This is a genomic window from Pseudomonas tehranensis, assembly GCF_014268615.1.
In the GTDB taxonomy this organism is placed as follows: domain Bacteria; phylum Pseudomonadota; class Gammaproteobacteria; order Pseudomonadales; family Pseudomonadaceae; genus Aquipseudomonas; species Aquipseudomonas tehranensis.
Genome location: NZ_JABWQV010000005.1, coordinates 1 through 15,183, shown reverse-complemented (window position 1 = coordinate 15,183; position 15,183 = coordinate 1). Strand labels below are relative to the sequence as shown.

Here is a 15,183-nt window from a genome sequence, read left to right as displayed (position 1 = left end):
TCAGAGCCTTAGTAGATGTTTGAGAGGCACATCGGCGTCGGCCAATGCGTCCACAGAGAGCGGGGTCAAGTTGGCAATCAGCCGTTCACACAACTTGATGTCCTTGGCAACGCTGTTGCCCTGCCCCCAACCGCAGGCGCCTTGCAAACGCTGGTCGGTATCCAGGTAGAACAGCAGCAGACCACCGTCTGCCAGGGTGCGAACGGCCGAAGGTGGCGTCGATGAAATCACGCCCACCGTCTGCAAGCCCCAGTCGTACTGATCAGACCAGAAGCCGGGAACCCCCTCGAATGGCAACTCGCCGCCTAACAGATTCAATGCCGCGTGACGGCCCTGGGTCTCGGCATTGCGCCAGGTCTCCTGGCGCTGGAATAACGCGTCGGCGTGCAGGCGAAACTCACACACATCGCCGGCGGCAAAGATGTCTGGCGCGCTGGTGCGCAACTGGGCATCGACTCGAATTCCCTGGCCCACCTCAAGCCCCGCCGCCGCGGCCAATTCGATGTTGGGTTGCATGCCGATACCGACCACCACCCAGTCACAGGGCAGCACCTGGCCGTCCACCAGTTGCACCGCCTCAGCGCGTTCGATGCCTTGTACCATTTCAAGCGCTACGTTCAGCCGCACGTCAACGCCCTGTTGCCGATGCAATTCCAACAAGGCCTGGGACACAGCTTCTGGCAATACTCGCCCGGCCAGTCGTGGCCCGGCTTCCAGCAACGTCACCTGACAGCCTAAGGTCCGGGCCGTTGCCGCGACTTCGAGGCCGATAAAGCCACCGCCGATGATCACCAGGCGCGTGCCGGGCATCAATGCGCTGCGCAGGGCCAGGGCTTCGTCATGGGTGCGCAGGTAAAGCACGTTGGCCAAAGGTTCAGGCACCAGGGACAAGCGACGCGCTCTGCCCCCGGTCGCCAACAGTAATCGGCTGTAGGGCAACCAAAGTCCGTCGGTCAATTGCAGGCGGTGGTGCTGCGGATCCAGGCTTTTTACCGGCTTGCCCGCCAGGTGTTCGATGTTCAGCTCAGTGAGCCGGCTATCGCTCCACAGGCTGCAATCGTCCAGGTCCATCGTGCCCTGCAGCAAGCCCTTGGACAGCGGAGGACGCTCGTACGGCAAATGGAGTTCATCGCCGATCAGGATCAGCCGACCGGTATAACCCTGCTCGCGCAAGGTCAGCGCCGCGCGGCCACCGGCATGGCCGGCGCCAACGATAATCAGTGGAGCATTCATGGCGTGCACTCCTGGTGGTCAAACCGAAATGGCGAGCAGAACCCGCCCCGCGTCGACCCGTACCGGATAGGTCTTGAGATTGACGCACACTGGCGCTCCCAAGGCTTTGCCGGTGCGATAGTCAAAGCGCCCGTTGTGCTTGGGGCACTCGATGACGTGGTCCATCACCAGGCCGTCAGCCAGGTGGATCGACTCGTGAGTACACAGGCCAGCAGTGGCAAAAAACTCGTTGTCAGCAGAGCGGTAGATGGCATAGGTGTACGGACCGTGGTCGAAGCGAATGACGTCTTCTTCATTGATTTCGCCCACGGCGCATACATCGATCCATTGATCGTTCATGGCGTTTTCTCTTGTTCGGGATACAGCCGGAAGGTGTCAGCTCAGGGTGGCTTCAGCCTGTGGATGAGCGTCGGTGGCAGGCCTTGAGCTACCGACGGGGCGTCGCACGAAATACGACGGGTCCTTGCGCTGCTTCAAAAGGGTCGGAATGATTTCCTTGAAGGCCTCACCTATGTTGGCGTAAGGCGGCGGGCAGTCGTGGCGGATCTCTTCATGGAGTTGCGCCAGGGCGTGGTACGGCACCATCGGGTACATGTGGTGCTCAAGGTGATAATTCATGTTCATGTACAGAAAGCGCAGTACCCGGTTCATATAGATGGTGCGGCAGTTGCTACGGTGGTCCAGCACATCTTCCGCCAAGCCTACATGTTGGGTGAGGCCAAACAGGTAGGACAACCAGCCGCCATACAGGATGGGCAGGCCGATATACATCAGTGGCAACCAGCTGTGCAGGTAAAGCGCCGCGCCAAAGACAACGGCATAAATCACGAGCCAGATACGGGCCGCCAGGAACACCTTGGACCATTCGGACTCAGGGATGAACGTCTGTTCCTGGGCATCCATTTTGCCAACCGCGTGCCGGCACACGCCTCCCATCGTCTTCAGCAGCAATGGGATCTGGAACAGGCTCAGCAGCATCATGAACAAGCTCGGTGGACGCGGTTCGACGATTTCCGGATCGCGGCCGACGACGATGGTGTCGGTATGGTGCCGGGCATGGCTCCAGCGCCACACATGGGGCTCGAACATGCACATGAAGCTCGCCACCTGGTAGAGCGCATCATTCATCCAGCGGGTCTTGAAGGCGGTGCCGTGACCGGTTTCATGCCAGCGCGGGTTGGAGGCGGTGGCGTACAAAACCCCATACGCAAGGAAAAACGGCACACAAGCCCAAGTGCCCCAGAACCAGTAGCCGCCGAAGCCGGTGATCAGCAGGGCCAGCAGCCAGATGGCGGTGTCGAGCAAGGCCGGGCCGTCGCGGCGCTGCATCAGTTGCTTCATACGTTGACGGGAGATGGGCGACTGGTACCAACTGGCCGATACAAGGCCTCTTTCAGCCGCGCGGGCGGCCTCAGGGCCGGTCAGGCGATAGTCCCGAGTAGAGGCGGTGTTGTCTTGAGACATTGTTATTGTTCTCCGCAAGCGTGAGATGTCAGGTGCTTTGCGTAAGAAAATATAGAGAGCGTGGAAGACCCCCTCAAGGGCTTGAATACATTCCCTATCAAGCTATCATCCAGCTCCTGCAGGGCTTGATAGTTTTCTATCAAGACGCTTTGAAGGTTCATCATGAATAACAATAAACGCCCCACCATCGCCACGGTCGCCAAACACGCAGGCTTAAGTGTCGCCACCGTCGACCGCGTGCTCAACGCTCGCGCCCCGGTTAATCCAGCCACTGCCGAACAGGTGCTTCAGGCCGCAGAAGCCGTGGGCTATTTTGCCGCCCGGCTGATCGGCCAACGCATTCTCGAACGTCGCCCCACGTACCGTTTCGGCATCCTGCTGCTGGGCACCGCCCAGGCGTTCTACGCCAACCTGGCCCAAGCCATCACCGAGGCCGCGCAACGCCAGGTCGGGGCCAACCTGACCTGCCAATTCGAATACGTTTTTGATCGCACCCCCAGCGCCATCATCGCCCAGATCGAACAGTTGGCGGTGCAGTGCGACGGCCTGGCGGTGGTCAGCTTCGCTCACCCGCAGATCAACGCCGCCCTTGCCCAGATTCGCGAGGCCGGCGTGCCCGTGGTGGCACTGCTGTCGGGCATTCATGAGGCGGCGACCGAGCCCTATGTCGGCCAAGACAATCAGGTAGTCGGGCGCACGATGGGGTGGCTGCTGGCCCGCACCTGTGGCGCGCGCAAAGGCAGCATCGGCATTCTGCTCGGAGGTCATCGCTTTCTTGGCCACCAGGCGCGGGTCGAAGGCTTGCACAGTTACTTGGCCGAACACGCACCTGGGCTGCGCCCGCTGGAGCCGCTGATCAATCTGGACAACTGCGACATTACCGAAGAAGCAACCCTCGACCTGCTGGTCCGGCATGACGATTTGCGCGGGCTATGCGTGGTAGGCGGCGGTGGCGACGGGATTATCAACGCGTTGGCGCAACTGCCCAAGCGCCCGACGCTGTGCTGCATTTTGCAGGAGTCCACCGAGCTGTCACGCCAAGCCCTGGCCCAGGGTTTGGTCGACGTGGTGATCGACTCTCAGCCGCGCCAGACTGCAACGGCGCTGGTGGATCTACTGGTGGAATTGCAGACTGCGGAGCAGTTCGATCCTGTGCGTCACCGGGTGCATATTCCGCTGCAGATTGTGACATCGGAGAATTCCCAAAGCTGATGGGCTGGCGGCACAACCTTAATGGTTGCAGGCACGCTCATTGTACTCGGGCAGGTCCAGCAACGTGTTGATACAGCCCCCCCGATGATCACGACCTCAGCCTCGATATCGCCTTCAAGGTCCCGATAGTGCAGGTCGTATTTACGAGTTTTGGTTGGCATACATGCACCTCTTCAGCATGTTATGCCCGAATACAAAATTTCCCAGATCAATACCAAGCACCACCCCGGCGCACTACGCACGAATCGATGCACAATCTGCATAAGCAGCGGAAATTGGTCCAATTATCCGCGAACCAATCCTCTTTAATCCCCTGAACCAACCCGACGAACCCTGACTTATTGGCCCCCGCCGCCGCCGCTCCTGAGTAATGGCTAAGCACATAGCGCTAATCCTGAGGTGAACCAATTTCAATTGGCATCGCGCTTGCACTTACCCTTTTGCCTCGATCTCCTGCCTACAGTCAGCTCGGAGCCTTTTTTTATACTCTGGCGCGAGCACCACGATGCAAAGGTTCGACCCTGATACACCCATCGACAACACTTCGAAACTAGCGCTGGATGCCTTGCGGCAGATGGTCGCGCAACATGCGGCCTTCCCGCACCGGCCATTGCCGACCGAGCGAGACCTGGCCGCCGATTTTGGCCTCAGTCGCCGGGCCATCCGGCGAGCGCTGTCGGTGCTGGAAGCCGAAGGGCAGATCTGGCGGCGTCAGGGCAAAGGAACCTTCGTCGGCCCTACTCCACCCAGTGCGGCCATGAGCTTTGCCCGGTTGTCCGGGCGGACTAACTTCAGCGAGGTTATGGAAGCGCGCCTGCATCTGGAGCCGGCACTGGCGTCCCTGGCGGCGGTTCGAGCCAACGGCGACCAGATAGCAATTTTGCGCCGCCTCGCCGAACGCACCAGACACCAACAGGCCGCCGAGCCTGCCGATGCCGAGGGCATTGAGCTGTGGGACAGCGCCCTGCATCGCGGGATCGCCGAGGCCGCAGGTAACCGCCTGATGCTGGATATCTTTGAAATGCTCGATGCGATCCGGCTCGACCCGGTCTGGCGTGACCTGCGTCAACGGGCTCGCAACGCCGACCGCCTCGACACCTACAGCCACGACCACAACGACATTGTCGACGCTATCGAAAACCGTGATCCGATCAAGGCCGCCACGGCCATGCGTGGCCATTTGCGCGCGCTGCAACAGGCGCTGGACAACGTCATCAATCAAGATCTGGAGGCAAGTTTATGAGCACCACAACTCAGGCCACCGACACGGTATTGAGTGTCAGCAACTTGACCGTGTGCTTTGCAGGCGCACCCGCCAATGTCGTGGACGGCGTCTCGTTCTCGGTCCAGCGCGGCAAGACCCTTGCCATCGTCGGAGAGTCCGGATGTGGTAAAAGCGTTACGTCCATGGCGCTGATGGGCTTGCTGCCCGACACCGCCAAGATCGCCGCCCGTACGTCCGCCCTGCTCGATGAAGCCTTGCTGGGCATGCCCGACGAGCGCTTGCTGGATGTGCGCGGCAACCGCATGGCGATGATTTTCCAGGAGCCCATGACCTCCTTGAACCCGGTCTTCACCATTGGCGAGCAGATCGCCGAAAGCGTGATCCGCCATCAGGGTCTGTCGGCCAAGGACGCCCGTCAGCGCGCCCTGCAAATGCTCGAAAAGGTCCGCGTGCCTGACGCCGCGCAACGCCTGGACGCCTACCCCCATGAACTGTCCGGCGGCATGCGGCAGCGGGCAATGATTGCCATGGCCCTGGCCAACGATCCGGCGCTGATCATTGCCGACGAACCCACCACCGCTCTGGACGTAACCATTCAGGCGCAGATCCTGTCGCTGATCGCCAATCTGCAGGCTGAAACCGGCACGGCCATGATCCTGATCACCCATGATCTGGGCGTGGTCGCCGAAGTCGCTGACGACGTGATGGTGATGTACGCCGGGCGAGTGGTGGAAAGCGGCTCGGTAAAAACCCTGTTCGATGACCCGCAGCACCCGTACACCATCGGCCTGATGGGTTCGATGCCATCGATTGGCCCGCGTGAAGGTCGTCTGGCAACCATCAATGGTCGCGTCCCGACGCCTGCGCAAATGCCCACCGGCTGCCGATTCGCCGGGCGCTGCCCTTTTGTGATTCAGGCATGTCGCGAGGCGCGCCCGCCGCTGCTCGAGCTTTCCCCCGGACATTTCGCCGCGTGCATTCGTGCGCCACTGGAACAGCATACGGGAGCCAGCGCGTGAGCCTTTCTGAACGCCAAATAATTGAGCGTGCAAGCCCTGAGATCATTCTCGAAAGCATCGACCTGAGCAAACACTTCGGGGTGGAAAGCGGCTTGTTCCAGCGCAAGAAGCCACCGGTGCAAGCGGTCAATCAGGTCAATCTGTCGGTGCGCAAAGGGGAGACCCTGGCGCTGGTGGGCGAGTCCGGCTCGGGCAAATCAACCCTCGGCCGCCTGCTGCTCAACCTGCTCAGACCTACGGCGGGCGACGTCATTTATGAAGGCCGTAACCTGGCCAATCTGACCCCGGAAAAGCTGCGCCAGGTGCGGCGTGATTTGCAGATCATCTTTCAGGATCCGTTTGCCTCGCTCAATCCGCGCATGACTGTGGAATCCATCGTCGGTGAGCCTATCTGGCTGCACAGCGATGCCAGCCGCAGCGACCGCCAGGCCAAAGTCGCCGAGTTGCTGCGCACCGTGGGCCTGGCGCCCGAGCACGGCGGCCGCCACCCTCACGAGTTCTCCGGTGGCCAGCGTCAGCGCATCGGCATTGCGAGGGCCCTGGCGTCTGACCCGCGTTTGATTCTGGGTGACGAACCCGTGTCCGCGCTGGACGTTTCGGTGCAGGCGCAAGTCGTCAACCTGCTGGAAGACCTCAAGCATCAATTCGGTCTGACCCTGGTGATTGTCGCCCACGGCCTGGCCGTGATCCGCCACATGAGCGACCGGGTAGCCGTGATGTACCTGGGGGAAATCGTCGAACTGGCGCCGGTCAACGGCCTGTTTGAAACCCCTCTGCACCCTTACACCCAGGCGCTTATGGCCGCCGTGCCGGTCAGCCACCCGGACCTGCGCCGGCCGCGCCCATTGCTGGGCGGCGACATGCCGAGCCCGAGTCGCCCGCCATCGGGTTGCCGCTTCCATACCCGCTGCCCGCACGCCCGGGCGCTGTGCAAAGAAGTGGTGCCGGTGATGGAAACCGTCGAGGCCGAGCGTCAGGTGGCGTGCCACTTCTGGCGTGAAATCGCCAATGCCGGTGCAGGCACCCTGATTTTGCCGACACCCAGCGCTGCCTACACCCAGCGCCTGAATCTGTTCAAGAACCATCAATCCCTTGCAGTGGAGAGCCAGCCATGAAAATTGCACGCGTCATGACAGGAACCTTGTTATTGCTGGCCGCCAACGCCGCCTTTGCCGAATCCACCCTGCGCATCGGCATTCAGGACGATCCTGATGGGCTCGACCCGCATCGTTCGCGTACCTATTCGGGCCGTCTGGTCTATACCGCACTGTGCGACAAGCTGGTGGATGTGAACCCGGACCTGACCTACGCCCCACAACTGGCCACTGCCTGGAACTGGAGCGAAGGCGGCAAGACCCTGACCATGACTCTGCGCGAAGGCGTGACTTACCACGACGGCGAAGCGTTCGATGCTGCCTCGGTGAAGTTCAACCTGGACCGCGCTCGCACCCTGCCCGACTCCCTGCGCAAGAGCGAGCTGGCCTCGGTGGACAGCGTTGAAGTGATCGACGCCAAAACCGTTGCCATCAAACTCAAGCAAGCGGACGCCACCCTGGTCTCCCAACTCTCGGACCGCGCCGGAATGATGCTTGCGCCGAAGGCCGCCCAGGGTGAGTTCGCCTCCAAACCGGTGTGCTCCGGCCCTTACAAATTCGTCCAGCGCGTGCAGCAGGACCGCATTGTGCTGGAGCGCTTCGACAACTACTGGAACAAGCAGGCTTATCACTTCGACAAGGTGATTTTCCTGCCGATTCCGGACACCTCGGTGCGTCTGGCCAACCTGCGTTCCGGCGACCTGGACATCATCGAACGGGTTGCTCCCACCGACGTGAAAACCGCCAAGGCGGACAGCAAGCTGGCGATCTATAACACGCCAGGGCTTGGCTACATGCAGTTGATGTTCAACATTAACAACGGCGAAAAGGCCAACTCGCCGATGGGCAAAGACAAGCGCGTGCGCAAGGCATTCGAGCTGTCCATCGACCGTGATGCGATCAACCAGGTGGTGTTCGAGGGCCTGTATGCGCCGAGCGCCCAGCCGTTTCCGAAAAACAGCCCGTACTACGACAAGGATCTGCCGATCCCGACCCGCGATGTGGAAAAGAGCAAGGCCTTGCTGGCCGAAGCAGGCGTGAAGCTGCCACTGGCAGTGGACCTGAAAGTCGCCAACAACCCTATCGCACAACAGGTCGGGCAGATCATTCAGGCCATGGCTGAAGAAGCGGGTTTCAAGGTCAATCTGATTGCCACTGAATACGCCACCATGCTAAGCGAACAGCAAAGCGGCAACTTCCAGATCGGCATGAGCGCCTGGTCGGGCCGTCCTGATCCGGATGGCGACATTCACCAGTTCGTGACCTGCAAGGGCGGCCAGAACGACGGCAAATACTGCAACGCCAAACTCGACGAGCTGTTGAACAAGGCCCGCACTGTCAACGATGTTGCCCAGCGCCAGGCCCTGTACAACGAAGCCCTGCGTTTGCTGGCTGACGAAGTGCCGACCGCGTACCTGTATTTCGATCCGCGAATCATGGCCATGCGTAACAACGTGACTGGTTTCGTGCCAAACCCGGATGGCCTGATTCGTCTGAACAACGTCGCGTTCAAGCCATGACTGTGAATGATCGCCGCAAAAACGAGGGGCCGGTATGCTGATGTTTATCCTGCGACGCCTGCTTAGTGCGATCCCGACACTGATCCTGGTTTCGCTCTTCGTCTTCACCCTGCAGAAACTGTTGCCGGGCGACCCGGTACTGGCCATGGCTGGTGAAGAGCGCGATCCGGCGGTGATGGAATACCTGCGCGACAAGTATCGACTCAACGACCCGATCCCCGTGCAGTACCTGAACTGGTTCGGCAATGTGCTGACCGGCGACTTCGGTACTTCGCTGCGCACCGAACAACCGGTGACCACACTGTTGGCGTCCAAGTTGCCGGTGACCCTGGAGCTGGCAGTGCTGGCCTTGTTGATCGCACTGCTGATCGGCATTCCCACTGGAATTATCTCGTCCGTACGCAAAGGCACCGTCGTGGATTACGGGGCCAATGTCATCGCGCTGTCGGGGATCTCGATTCCGCACTTCTGGCTGGGGATCCTGCTGATCATGGTCTTCGCCGTGAAACTGCAATGGCTGCCGGCCTCGGGTTTCGTGCCCATGGGCGAGGACTTCGGGCAAAACCTGAAGACCTTGATCCTGCCGGCCTTCGTGCTCGGTGCAGGGTTGTCGGGGATTCTCATGCGCCATACCCGCAGCGCCATGCTTGAAGTGTTGCGCACCGACTACGTGCGCACCGCTCGGGCCAAGGGCCTGCGCCCGCGCACGGTGATCCTCAAGCATGCCCTGCGCAATGCATTGATGCCTATTGTGACCCTGACAACCCTGCTGTTTGGTGAACTGCTCGGCGGCGCAGTGCTGACCGAGCAAGTCTTCAGCATCCCCGGCTTCGGCAAGATGATTGTCGACGCCGTGTTCAATCGTGATTACGCCGTGGTGCAAGGCGTGGTGCTGTGCATCGCAATTGGCTTCCTGCTGCTGAACCTGCTCGCCGACGTGCTGTACCGGATGATTAATCCGCGTCTGAGGACTGCTTCATGACCGCTATTTTCAGCCTCCCTCATAGCGCGATCGCCCCCCGCAGCCGCTCGCCGTTCGTGAAGAAATTCCTCGCCAACAAAGGCGCGGTACTCGGCGCGGCGGTGTTGCTGCTGTTTATCCTGGCGGCCTTGCTGGCGCCCTGGATTGCGCCCCATGACCCACTGAAAGCCAACTTTCTCGCGGTCCGCAAGGCACCATCGCTGATCTACTGGATGGGCACTGACGAACTGGGTCGCGATCTGTTTTCCCGTCTGCTCTGGGGCGCACGCAGTTCGTTGCTGGCCGGTGGTGTTTCGGTGGTCATCGCCATGGCCATCGGTGTGCCTTTGGGCCTGTTGGGCGGCTATTTCGGCGGCAAACTCGAAGCGGTGATATCCCGTGTCATGGAAGCGCTGTTGTCCTGCCCGTTTCTGGTATTGGCGATTGCGCTGGGCGCCTTCCTCGGCCCGAGCCTGACCAACGCAATGATTGCTATCGGCCTGTCAGCCATGCCGATCTTTGCCCGACTGACCCGTGGTCAGGTGCTGACCATCAAACACGAAGATTACCTGGAAGGTGCTCGTGCCATTGGCTTGCCGGATCGCTGGATCATCCTGCGCTACGTGCTGCCCAACGTGATGTCGCCATTGGTTGTGCAAGCCACCTTGACCATCGCCTCGGCGATTCTGGCTGAAGCCAGTCTGTCGTTCCTCGGTCTGGGCCAGCAACCGCCCTCGCCTTCCTGGGGATCGATGCTCAACACCGCGAAAAACTTTATGGAGCAGGCACCCTGGATGTCGATTGCGCCTGGCGTGGCGATCTACATCACGGTCCTGTGTTTCAACCTGCTGGGGGATGGTTTGCGTGATGCGCTGGACCCCAAGGGCTAACTTTTTCTGCCAAAGAGAAACGCTAATGTTTGATGATCTGGATTACAGCCAACCCTACGCTTCGGCACGCTCGCCAGTGATGGGCAGTAACATGGTCGCCTGCTCCCAGCCATTGGCCGCCCAGGCCGGGCTGGACATGCTGCGCAAAGGCGGCAACGCCGTCGACGCGGCCATCGCAGCCGCCATGGTCCTGACCGTGGTCGAGCCCACCGGTTGCGGGATCGGCAGCGACGCTTTCGCTATCGTCTGGGACGGCAGCAAGTTGCAGGGCCTGAATGCTTCCGGTCGCGCACCGCAAGCCTGGACCCCTGAGTTTTTCGCCGGGCAGAGCAAAATGCCCCAGCGCGGCTGGCCAGCGGTGACGGTGCCGGGCGCGGTTTCGGCCTGGGTCGAGCTGTCCGAGCGTTACGGAAAACTGCCTTTCGCCACCCTGGCTGAACCGGCCATCGGCTATGCTCGGGATGGCTACCAAGTCACCCCGATCATAGCCCAGCTGTGGAAGCTCGGCGCTGAACTGCTCAAGGATCAGCCGGGTTTTGCCGAGTGCTTCCTGCCCGACGGCCAAGCACCACAGGCCGGGGAGAAAATCCGGCTCAAGGATCACGCCCGCACCCTGGAGCTGATCGCCCAAACCAAAGGCGAAGCGTTCTATCGCGGCGAACTGGCCCAAGCCATCATCGCCCATGCCAACGCCAATGGCAGCGTCATGAGCCTCGACGATCTGGCGACCCACACTGTGGACTGGATCGACACCCTGTCGGTGCCCTACGCCGGCGCCGTGGTTCATGAATTGCCACCTAATGGCCAGGGCATCGCTACCTTGTCCGGCCTGACTATGCTCGAAGCATTGGGCGTCGGCGAGCATCCAGTGGACAGCCTGGAAACCGTACACCCAGTGTTGGAAGCCATGAAGCTGGCCCTTGCCGACCTGAACGAACACGTGGCGGATAACGACCACATGCGCGTGCCTTCCGAGCATCTGCTGGACAAAACCTACCTGATGGAGCGCGCCGGTCTCGTCACCAACAAGGCCGCCAATCCGGGGCATGGTTCGCCTAAACCGGGCGGCACCGTTTACCTGTCGGCGGCAGATGAAAGCGGCATGATGATCTCGTTCATCCAGTCCAATTATATGGGCTTCGGCTCAGGTGTCGTGGTGCCTGGCACCGGCATCAGCCTGCAAAACCGTGGCGCGGCCTTCTCCTTGGATCCGCAGCACGTCAACTACGTTACACCGCGCAAACGTCCGTTCCACACCATCATCCCCGGCTTTGTGATGAACGCCGACGGCACGCCGTTGATGTCCTTCGGCCTGATGGGGGGCCCGATGCAGGCACAGGGTCACTTGCAGATGATGATGCGCATCCTGCGCTACAAACAGAACCCACAAGCCGCCGCAAACGCACCGCGCTGGAGGCTCGAATCTGGCCTGAAAGTCGCAGTGGAACGTGCATTCGACCCACAGGTGGTCGAAGCCTTACGTGCCAAAGGCCACGACATAGACGTAGAAGAACCTAACGGCGTATTCGCCTTTGGCGGCGCGCAGATTATCCAGCGCACCACTCATGGTTATGTGGGTGGCACTGATCCCCGGAAGGATGGTCTGGTAGCCGCGTACTGAAAGTCCGAAGATCCTACGCGTAACTTAGTTGCGCGTAGGATCATTCTCTTAAAACCGCTAACTCTCATCCCACCGCAAGCTGTTGCCAACATGCTTTCTCGCCTGGGACTCAGAACTGTGGCGAGCTTGCATTGGGTCTTGCAGCTAACCCTTCTAAGGCACAAAAAAAAGCCACTCATCTGAGTGGCTTTTTTCTGAATCTTGGACCGGGAAACGAGACTCGTATCTGTGTCCGGCTCATTGAAATCTAAGGGGTTTCTTTTCTTACCCAAGCAGGAAAAGACTTAATTCTGGACTTGTTTTTTGAAGGTATCAAGGTACATCGCCGCTCAGTTAATCGTCATGGCAGCGGCGAACCCGACATCAACGACGGGCAGACGATGGGCGGAGTTAAGATCGAGGATTGGAGGGATATTTCTGGGTCACCGTCCAAGGCCTTAGGGGCCAAAGACGGTGAAGTTTTCAAAGACCCGGTTTCCGGCGGATCATAAGGCTGCTCCGCTTAAGTGACCAGCCTTACGCCGATGCGGGGCTTTTTGTTTGGACAGGCTCAATCTTGGGTGAGTGCCGCACTCAAGCCGTATCTGCCCCAGCGTCATCAAACAGCTGCTTGTCGAGATTCAAGACCTTGTCCATCACCTCCTGAGGACTGCCCTTACCCTCAACGGTATGGGTCTTGTAGTTGAAATCGAGTGCTATCCAACCCTGCAGCTTCGCCTCATAACTATTAGGATATTGTGCCTGCTCAATAGCGGGCAAATCCTTGTAATGTTCAAGGGCTGCAGTAAAGAATTTCGTCAGTTTCCCGGTTCCGTTATATTCCGCCATCGCATTGGCAACAACCTTCTGCCGCCAAGCAGATTCCTGATCGAATGACTCTTTCCACGCCGCGCGGCGTTCATTAGTCGTAAAACTTCCACTGTCATCATAGATAATCAATGAGAGCTGATCGCTCGACATACCCGCAAATGGATTTTTACCACTGCCATTGACAAACTGCGTTGCATTGGCCGCACGAGCCAATAACACAGGGTCCTGAGTGTCAGGCACTTCAGCATCATTGGCTTTTTTGTTGGCAAAATAACCGTCACCGGAAATCTGGCTCAAAAGCTCATTCGCTTTAGCACCAAGCTCTTTCCTGCTCAAACTCGAATCCCTTGCCGCCGCACGCGCGGCACTCTCACTCAACTGCAGAGAGAGTGAAGAAAGGCGACTGGTATCTTTCTGACTGCCACCAGCAGAGTTTTCAGTTGTCACCTGACTTTTCGCCGGTGATCCATTTTGGCTGGCCGTCGCATTGGAAACCTGCAAGCCAGAGAATGCATTTGAGTTAATCAAAACGACCAAGATAATGTCTTCCCTGTTATCAGCCATTCCTGAATACGTGGCCAGTCAGTTATTGTCGGCAGCACTCAAAAAAACTGTAATGCTCCACGATGAATGGACAAACAGGACCGGTGCAGGCCAGGTAGGTTCTGCGCAAACAGCGCACCGCTAGGCCCTGCTTTGGCCTTACTTCATGGTGAACTCAACAGCCCAAGCGTAAGTGGAGATATTGCTGCAATCACTCAAGCTTGGGATCGTTGCAGCTACCGGCATCTCGACGGATGTTTTGCATATCTGTGTAGGTCTGGCATTGCTGATCGCTGCCAGCTACATCACCCGAAAAACCCTGGGCTCCTTCAGCAGTTTGCTGGTGGTGTTGGCGGGGGGCGAATCTCGAGCTGTCTGATCTGATGGATGATAAGGCAAGCCTGGGACACCGGCGTGGGCCGGGAGTCTCCATGACATTGCTAATAGCCCCTGAACATTGTCCGCTACAGTGAACCGGCGCATGTCCAAGCGCTCGCAGAGTTGAGCCATAGAGTTTCCATCAGTCGCGTCCCTTTGAGAAATTTGTACGGATTTTGTCGTTGCGAGTAGAAAAATTTCTAATAGGCAGAAGCAAGGCAGGCTCGCAAGACGGTCGTATGGGGTGCCTTAGCCTCGGTCGAGCGGGAGAGCCTTAACCCTTCCTCCGAATCGATAGTCCCCGCTCTTTTCTTTAGGTCTCTCCATATCTCTCGCCTCCTCCCGGGTCCTGATCAGCGTAATGAGGAGGTGACATGAACTGGCCTAATGATTTTGGACACCTCAATCGGGCGCTATGATGCGATGGAGCACCGCCCCGTAGAGCTGAATGGACGGTCACGCTGCTTGTGTTGGAAGAGCACACCACCAGGAGCGCTTTTATCCAAGAAAAACCACAATGCATCCAAGCCCTTCGCGAGAAGCGCCGAACACTTCGTCATAACAGTCGACGTTTAGCAGGATTGGTCGCCCTTGATCCATGAACGAAGCTTGTCCAACGTAGGCGCCTTGACCCCAATCGTGCTCCAGCCCTTGAGGGTGTATAGCTTTATCTCAGCGATACCCTCAGGGGTAGGCTCGATATTGATGATCGCCAAACTGAGCCTCACGTTTTGGGCCACCATACGCTGGGTGATCTGCCCACTACCGAGGTCTGAATCGAACTCGCCTTCTGTGGTGACCGGGGTCCCCAGGGGCGAGTGTTCCAAACAGATTCTGCTTGCTTGACGGATGTTGCGGTAAGCGGATTGAGCAGTAACGTTCGCCTGGATCGAACCATCGTAACCGTCTGGATCAGACATCAGATTTGCGGGTGTATTTGTGCATCCCGCCAGCAATAAAAAGCCGATCGCCCATATAAAATTCAAAACCTTGCTCCCTTTTGTCGACAGAATGAACATGCAAGCAAGGTGTTTTAGGTGATTCAGCCCCCTATTCGCACACTCAATCGCACGACGGTGAGCGTGATGCTGATCTACCCGTATGTTTTTAGTCGTTTGTTATAACGCTCTAGTGATCAAGTATCTAGCGCAGGCTTTTAAACGCTAACTCATTTTTTCAGGCAAAAAAAAAGCCACTCATCTGAGTGGCTTTT

At 58.9% G+C, this 15,183-nt stretch carries 14 protein-coding genes and 1 pseudogene; 10 read left to right on the top strand and 5 right to left on the bottom strand.

Going from position 1 to position 15,183, the window contains the following annotated elements:
• The 3 genes from HU811_RS02705 to HU811_RS02695 are packed head-to-tail and all read right to left on the bottom strand — an operon-like array spanning nt 1 to nt 2,697.
• The gene (locus HU811_RS02705; RefSeq protein ID WP_186653772.1) at nt 1-1,242 is read right to left on the bottom strand and encodes an NAD(P)/FAD-dependent oxidoreductase; all 1,242 of its coding nucleotides are present in this window, start codon (nt 1,240-1,242) and stop codon (nt 1-3) included.
• Nucleotides 1,243-1,251: 9 nt separating this feature from the next.
• Nucleotides 1,252-1,572: a MocE family 2Fe-2S type ferredoxin gene (locus HU811_RS02700; protein WP_186653771.1), complete on the bottom strand. Its 321-nt coding sequence runs from the start codon at nt 1,570-1,572 to the stop codon at nt 1,252-1,254.
• Between the two features lie 36 nt (nt 1,573-1,608).
• Nucleotides 1,609-2,697: a fatty acid desaturase family protein gene (locus tag HU811_RS02695; protein ID WP_186653769.1), complete on the bottom strand. Its 1,089-nt coding sequence runs from the start codon at nt 2,695-2,697 to the stop codon at nt 1,609-1,611.
• A 162-nt stretch (nt 2,698-2,859) separates the two neighbouring features.
• Here HU811_RS02695 and HU811_RS02690 point away from each other — a divergent pair, with 162 nt between their 5' ends.
• The 9 genes and pseudogenes from HU811_RS02690 to HU811_RS02650 all read left to right on the top strand — a co-directional run.
• Nucleotides 2,860-3,909 carry a LacI family DNA-binding transcriptional regulator gene (locus HU811_RS02690; RefSeq protein WP_123413410.1) on the top strand — a complete coding sequence of 350 codons (1,050 nt, stop codon included), beginning with the start codon at nt 2,860-2,862 and terminating at the stop codon, nt 3,907-3,909.
• Nucleotides 3,910-4,414: 505 nt separating this feature from the next.
• Nucleotides 4,415-5,152, top strand: coding sequence for a FadR/GntR family transcriptional regulator (locus HU811_RS02685; protein WP_092396186.1), 738 nt, complete (start codon nt 4,415-4,417; stop codon nt 5,150-5,152).
• On the top strand, nt 5,149-6,153 hold the full coding sequence (locus tag HU811_RS02680; protein ID WP_186653767.1) for an ABC transporter ATP-binding protein: 1,005 nt from the start codon (nt 5,149-5,151) through the stop codon (nt 6,151-6,153). The genes HU811_RS02685 and HU811_RS02680 overlap by 4 nt, the downstream gene beginning before the upstream one ends.
• Complete coding sequence (locus HU811_RS02675) at nt 6,150-7,268, top strand: ABC transporter ATP-binding protein (protein WP_367616224.1); 1,119 nt, start codon at nt 6,150-6,152, stop codon at nt 7,266-7,268. Before HU811_RS02680 ends, HU811_RS02675 begins: the two co-directional genes overlap by 4 nt.
• Nucleotides 7,265-8,767, top strand: a complete 1,503-nt coding sequence (locus HU811_RS02670; RefSeq protein WP_092454904.1) for an ABC transporter substrate-binding protein — start codon at nt 7,265-7,267, stop codon at nt 8,765-8,767. The genes HU811_RS02675 and HU811_RS02670 overlap by 4 nt, the downstream gene beginning before the upstream one ends.
• Before the next feature lie 34 nt (nt 8,768-8,801).
• Nucleotides 8,802-9,749, top strand: a complete 948-nt coding sequence (locus HU811_RS02665; RefSeq protein WP_186653766.1) for an ABC transporter permease — start codon at nt 8,802-8,804, stop codon at nt 9,747-9,749.
• Entirely contained in the window at nt 9,746-10,618 is an 873-nt protein-coding gene (locus HU811_RS02660) for an ABC transporter permease (RefSeq protein ID WP_092396176.1), read from the top strand. Before HU811_RS02665 ends, HU811_RS02660 begins: the two co-directional genes overlap by 4 nt.
• Nucleotides 10,619-10,643: 25 nt before the next feature.
• Nucleotides 10,644-12,239: a gamma-glutamyltransferase family protein gene (locus HU811_RS02655; protein WP_177193314.1), complete on the top strand. Its 1,596-nt coding sequence runs from the start codon at nt 10,644-10,646 to the stop codon at nt 12,237-12,239.
• Between the two features lie 315 nt (nt 12,240-12,554).
• Nucleotides 12,555-12,749: pseudogene (locus tag HU811_RS02650) on the top strand (IS4 family transposase); the annotation flags it as partial.
• A gap of 63 nt (nt 12,750-12,812) precedes the next feature.
• Here HU811_RS02650 and HU811_RS02645 read toward each other — a convergent pair.
• Nucleotides 12,813-13,613, bottom strand: a complete 801-nt coding sequence (locus HU811_RS02645; RefSeq protein ID WP_225248366.1) for a hypothetical protein — start codon at nt 13,611-13,613, stop codon at nt 12,813-12,815.
• Nucleotides 13,614-13,794: 181 nt separating this feature from the next.
• Here HU811_RS02645 and HU811_RS02640 point away from each other — a divergent pair, with 181 nt between their 5' ends.
• Entirely contained in the window at nt 13,795-13,971 is a 177-nt protein-coding gene (locus tag HU811_RS02640) for a hypothetical protein (protein ID WP_225248365.1), read from the top strand.
• Nucleotides 13,972-14,542: 571 nt separating this feature from the next.
• On the opposite strand, the gene HU811_RS02635 is transcribed toward HU811_RS02640, so the two are convergent.
• Nucleotides 14,543-14,989: a hypothetical protein gene (locus HU811_RS02635; protein ID WP_186653765.1), complete on the bottom strand. Its 447-nt coding sequence runs from the start codon at nt 14,987-14,989 to the stop codon at nt 14,543-14,545.
• Nucleotides 14,990-15,183 lie beyond the last annotated feature (194 nt).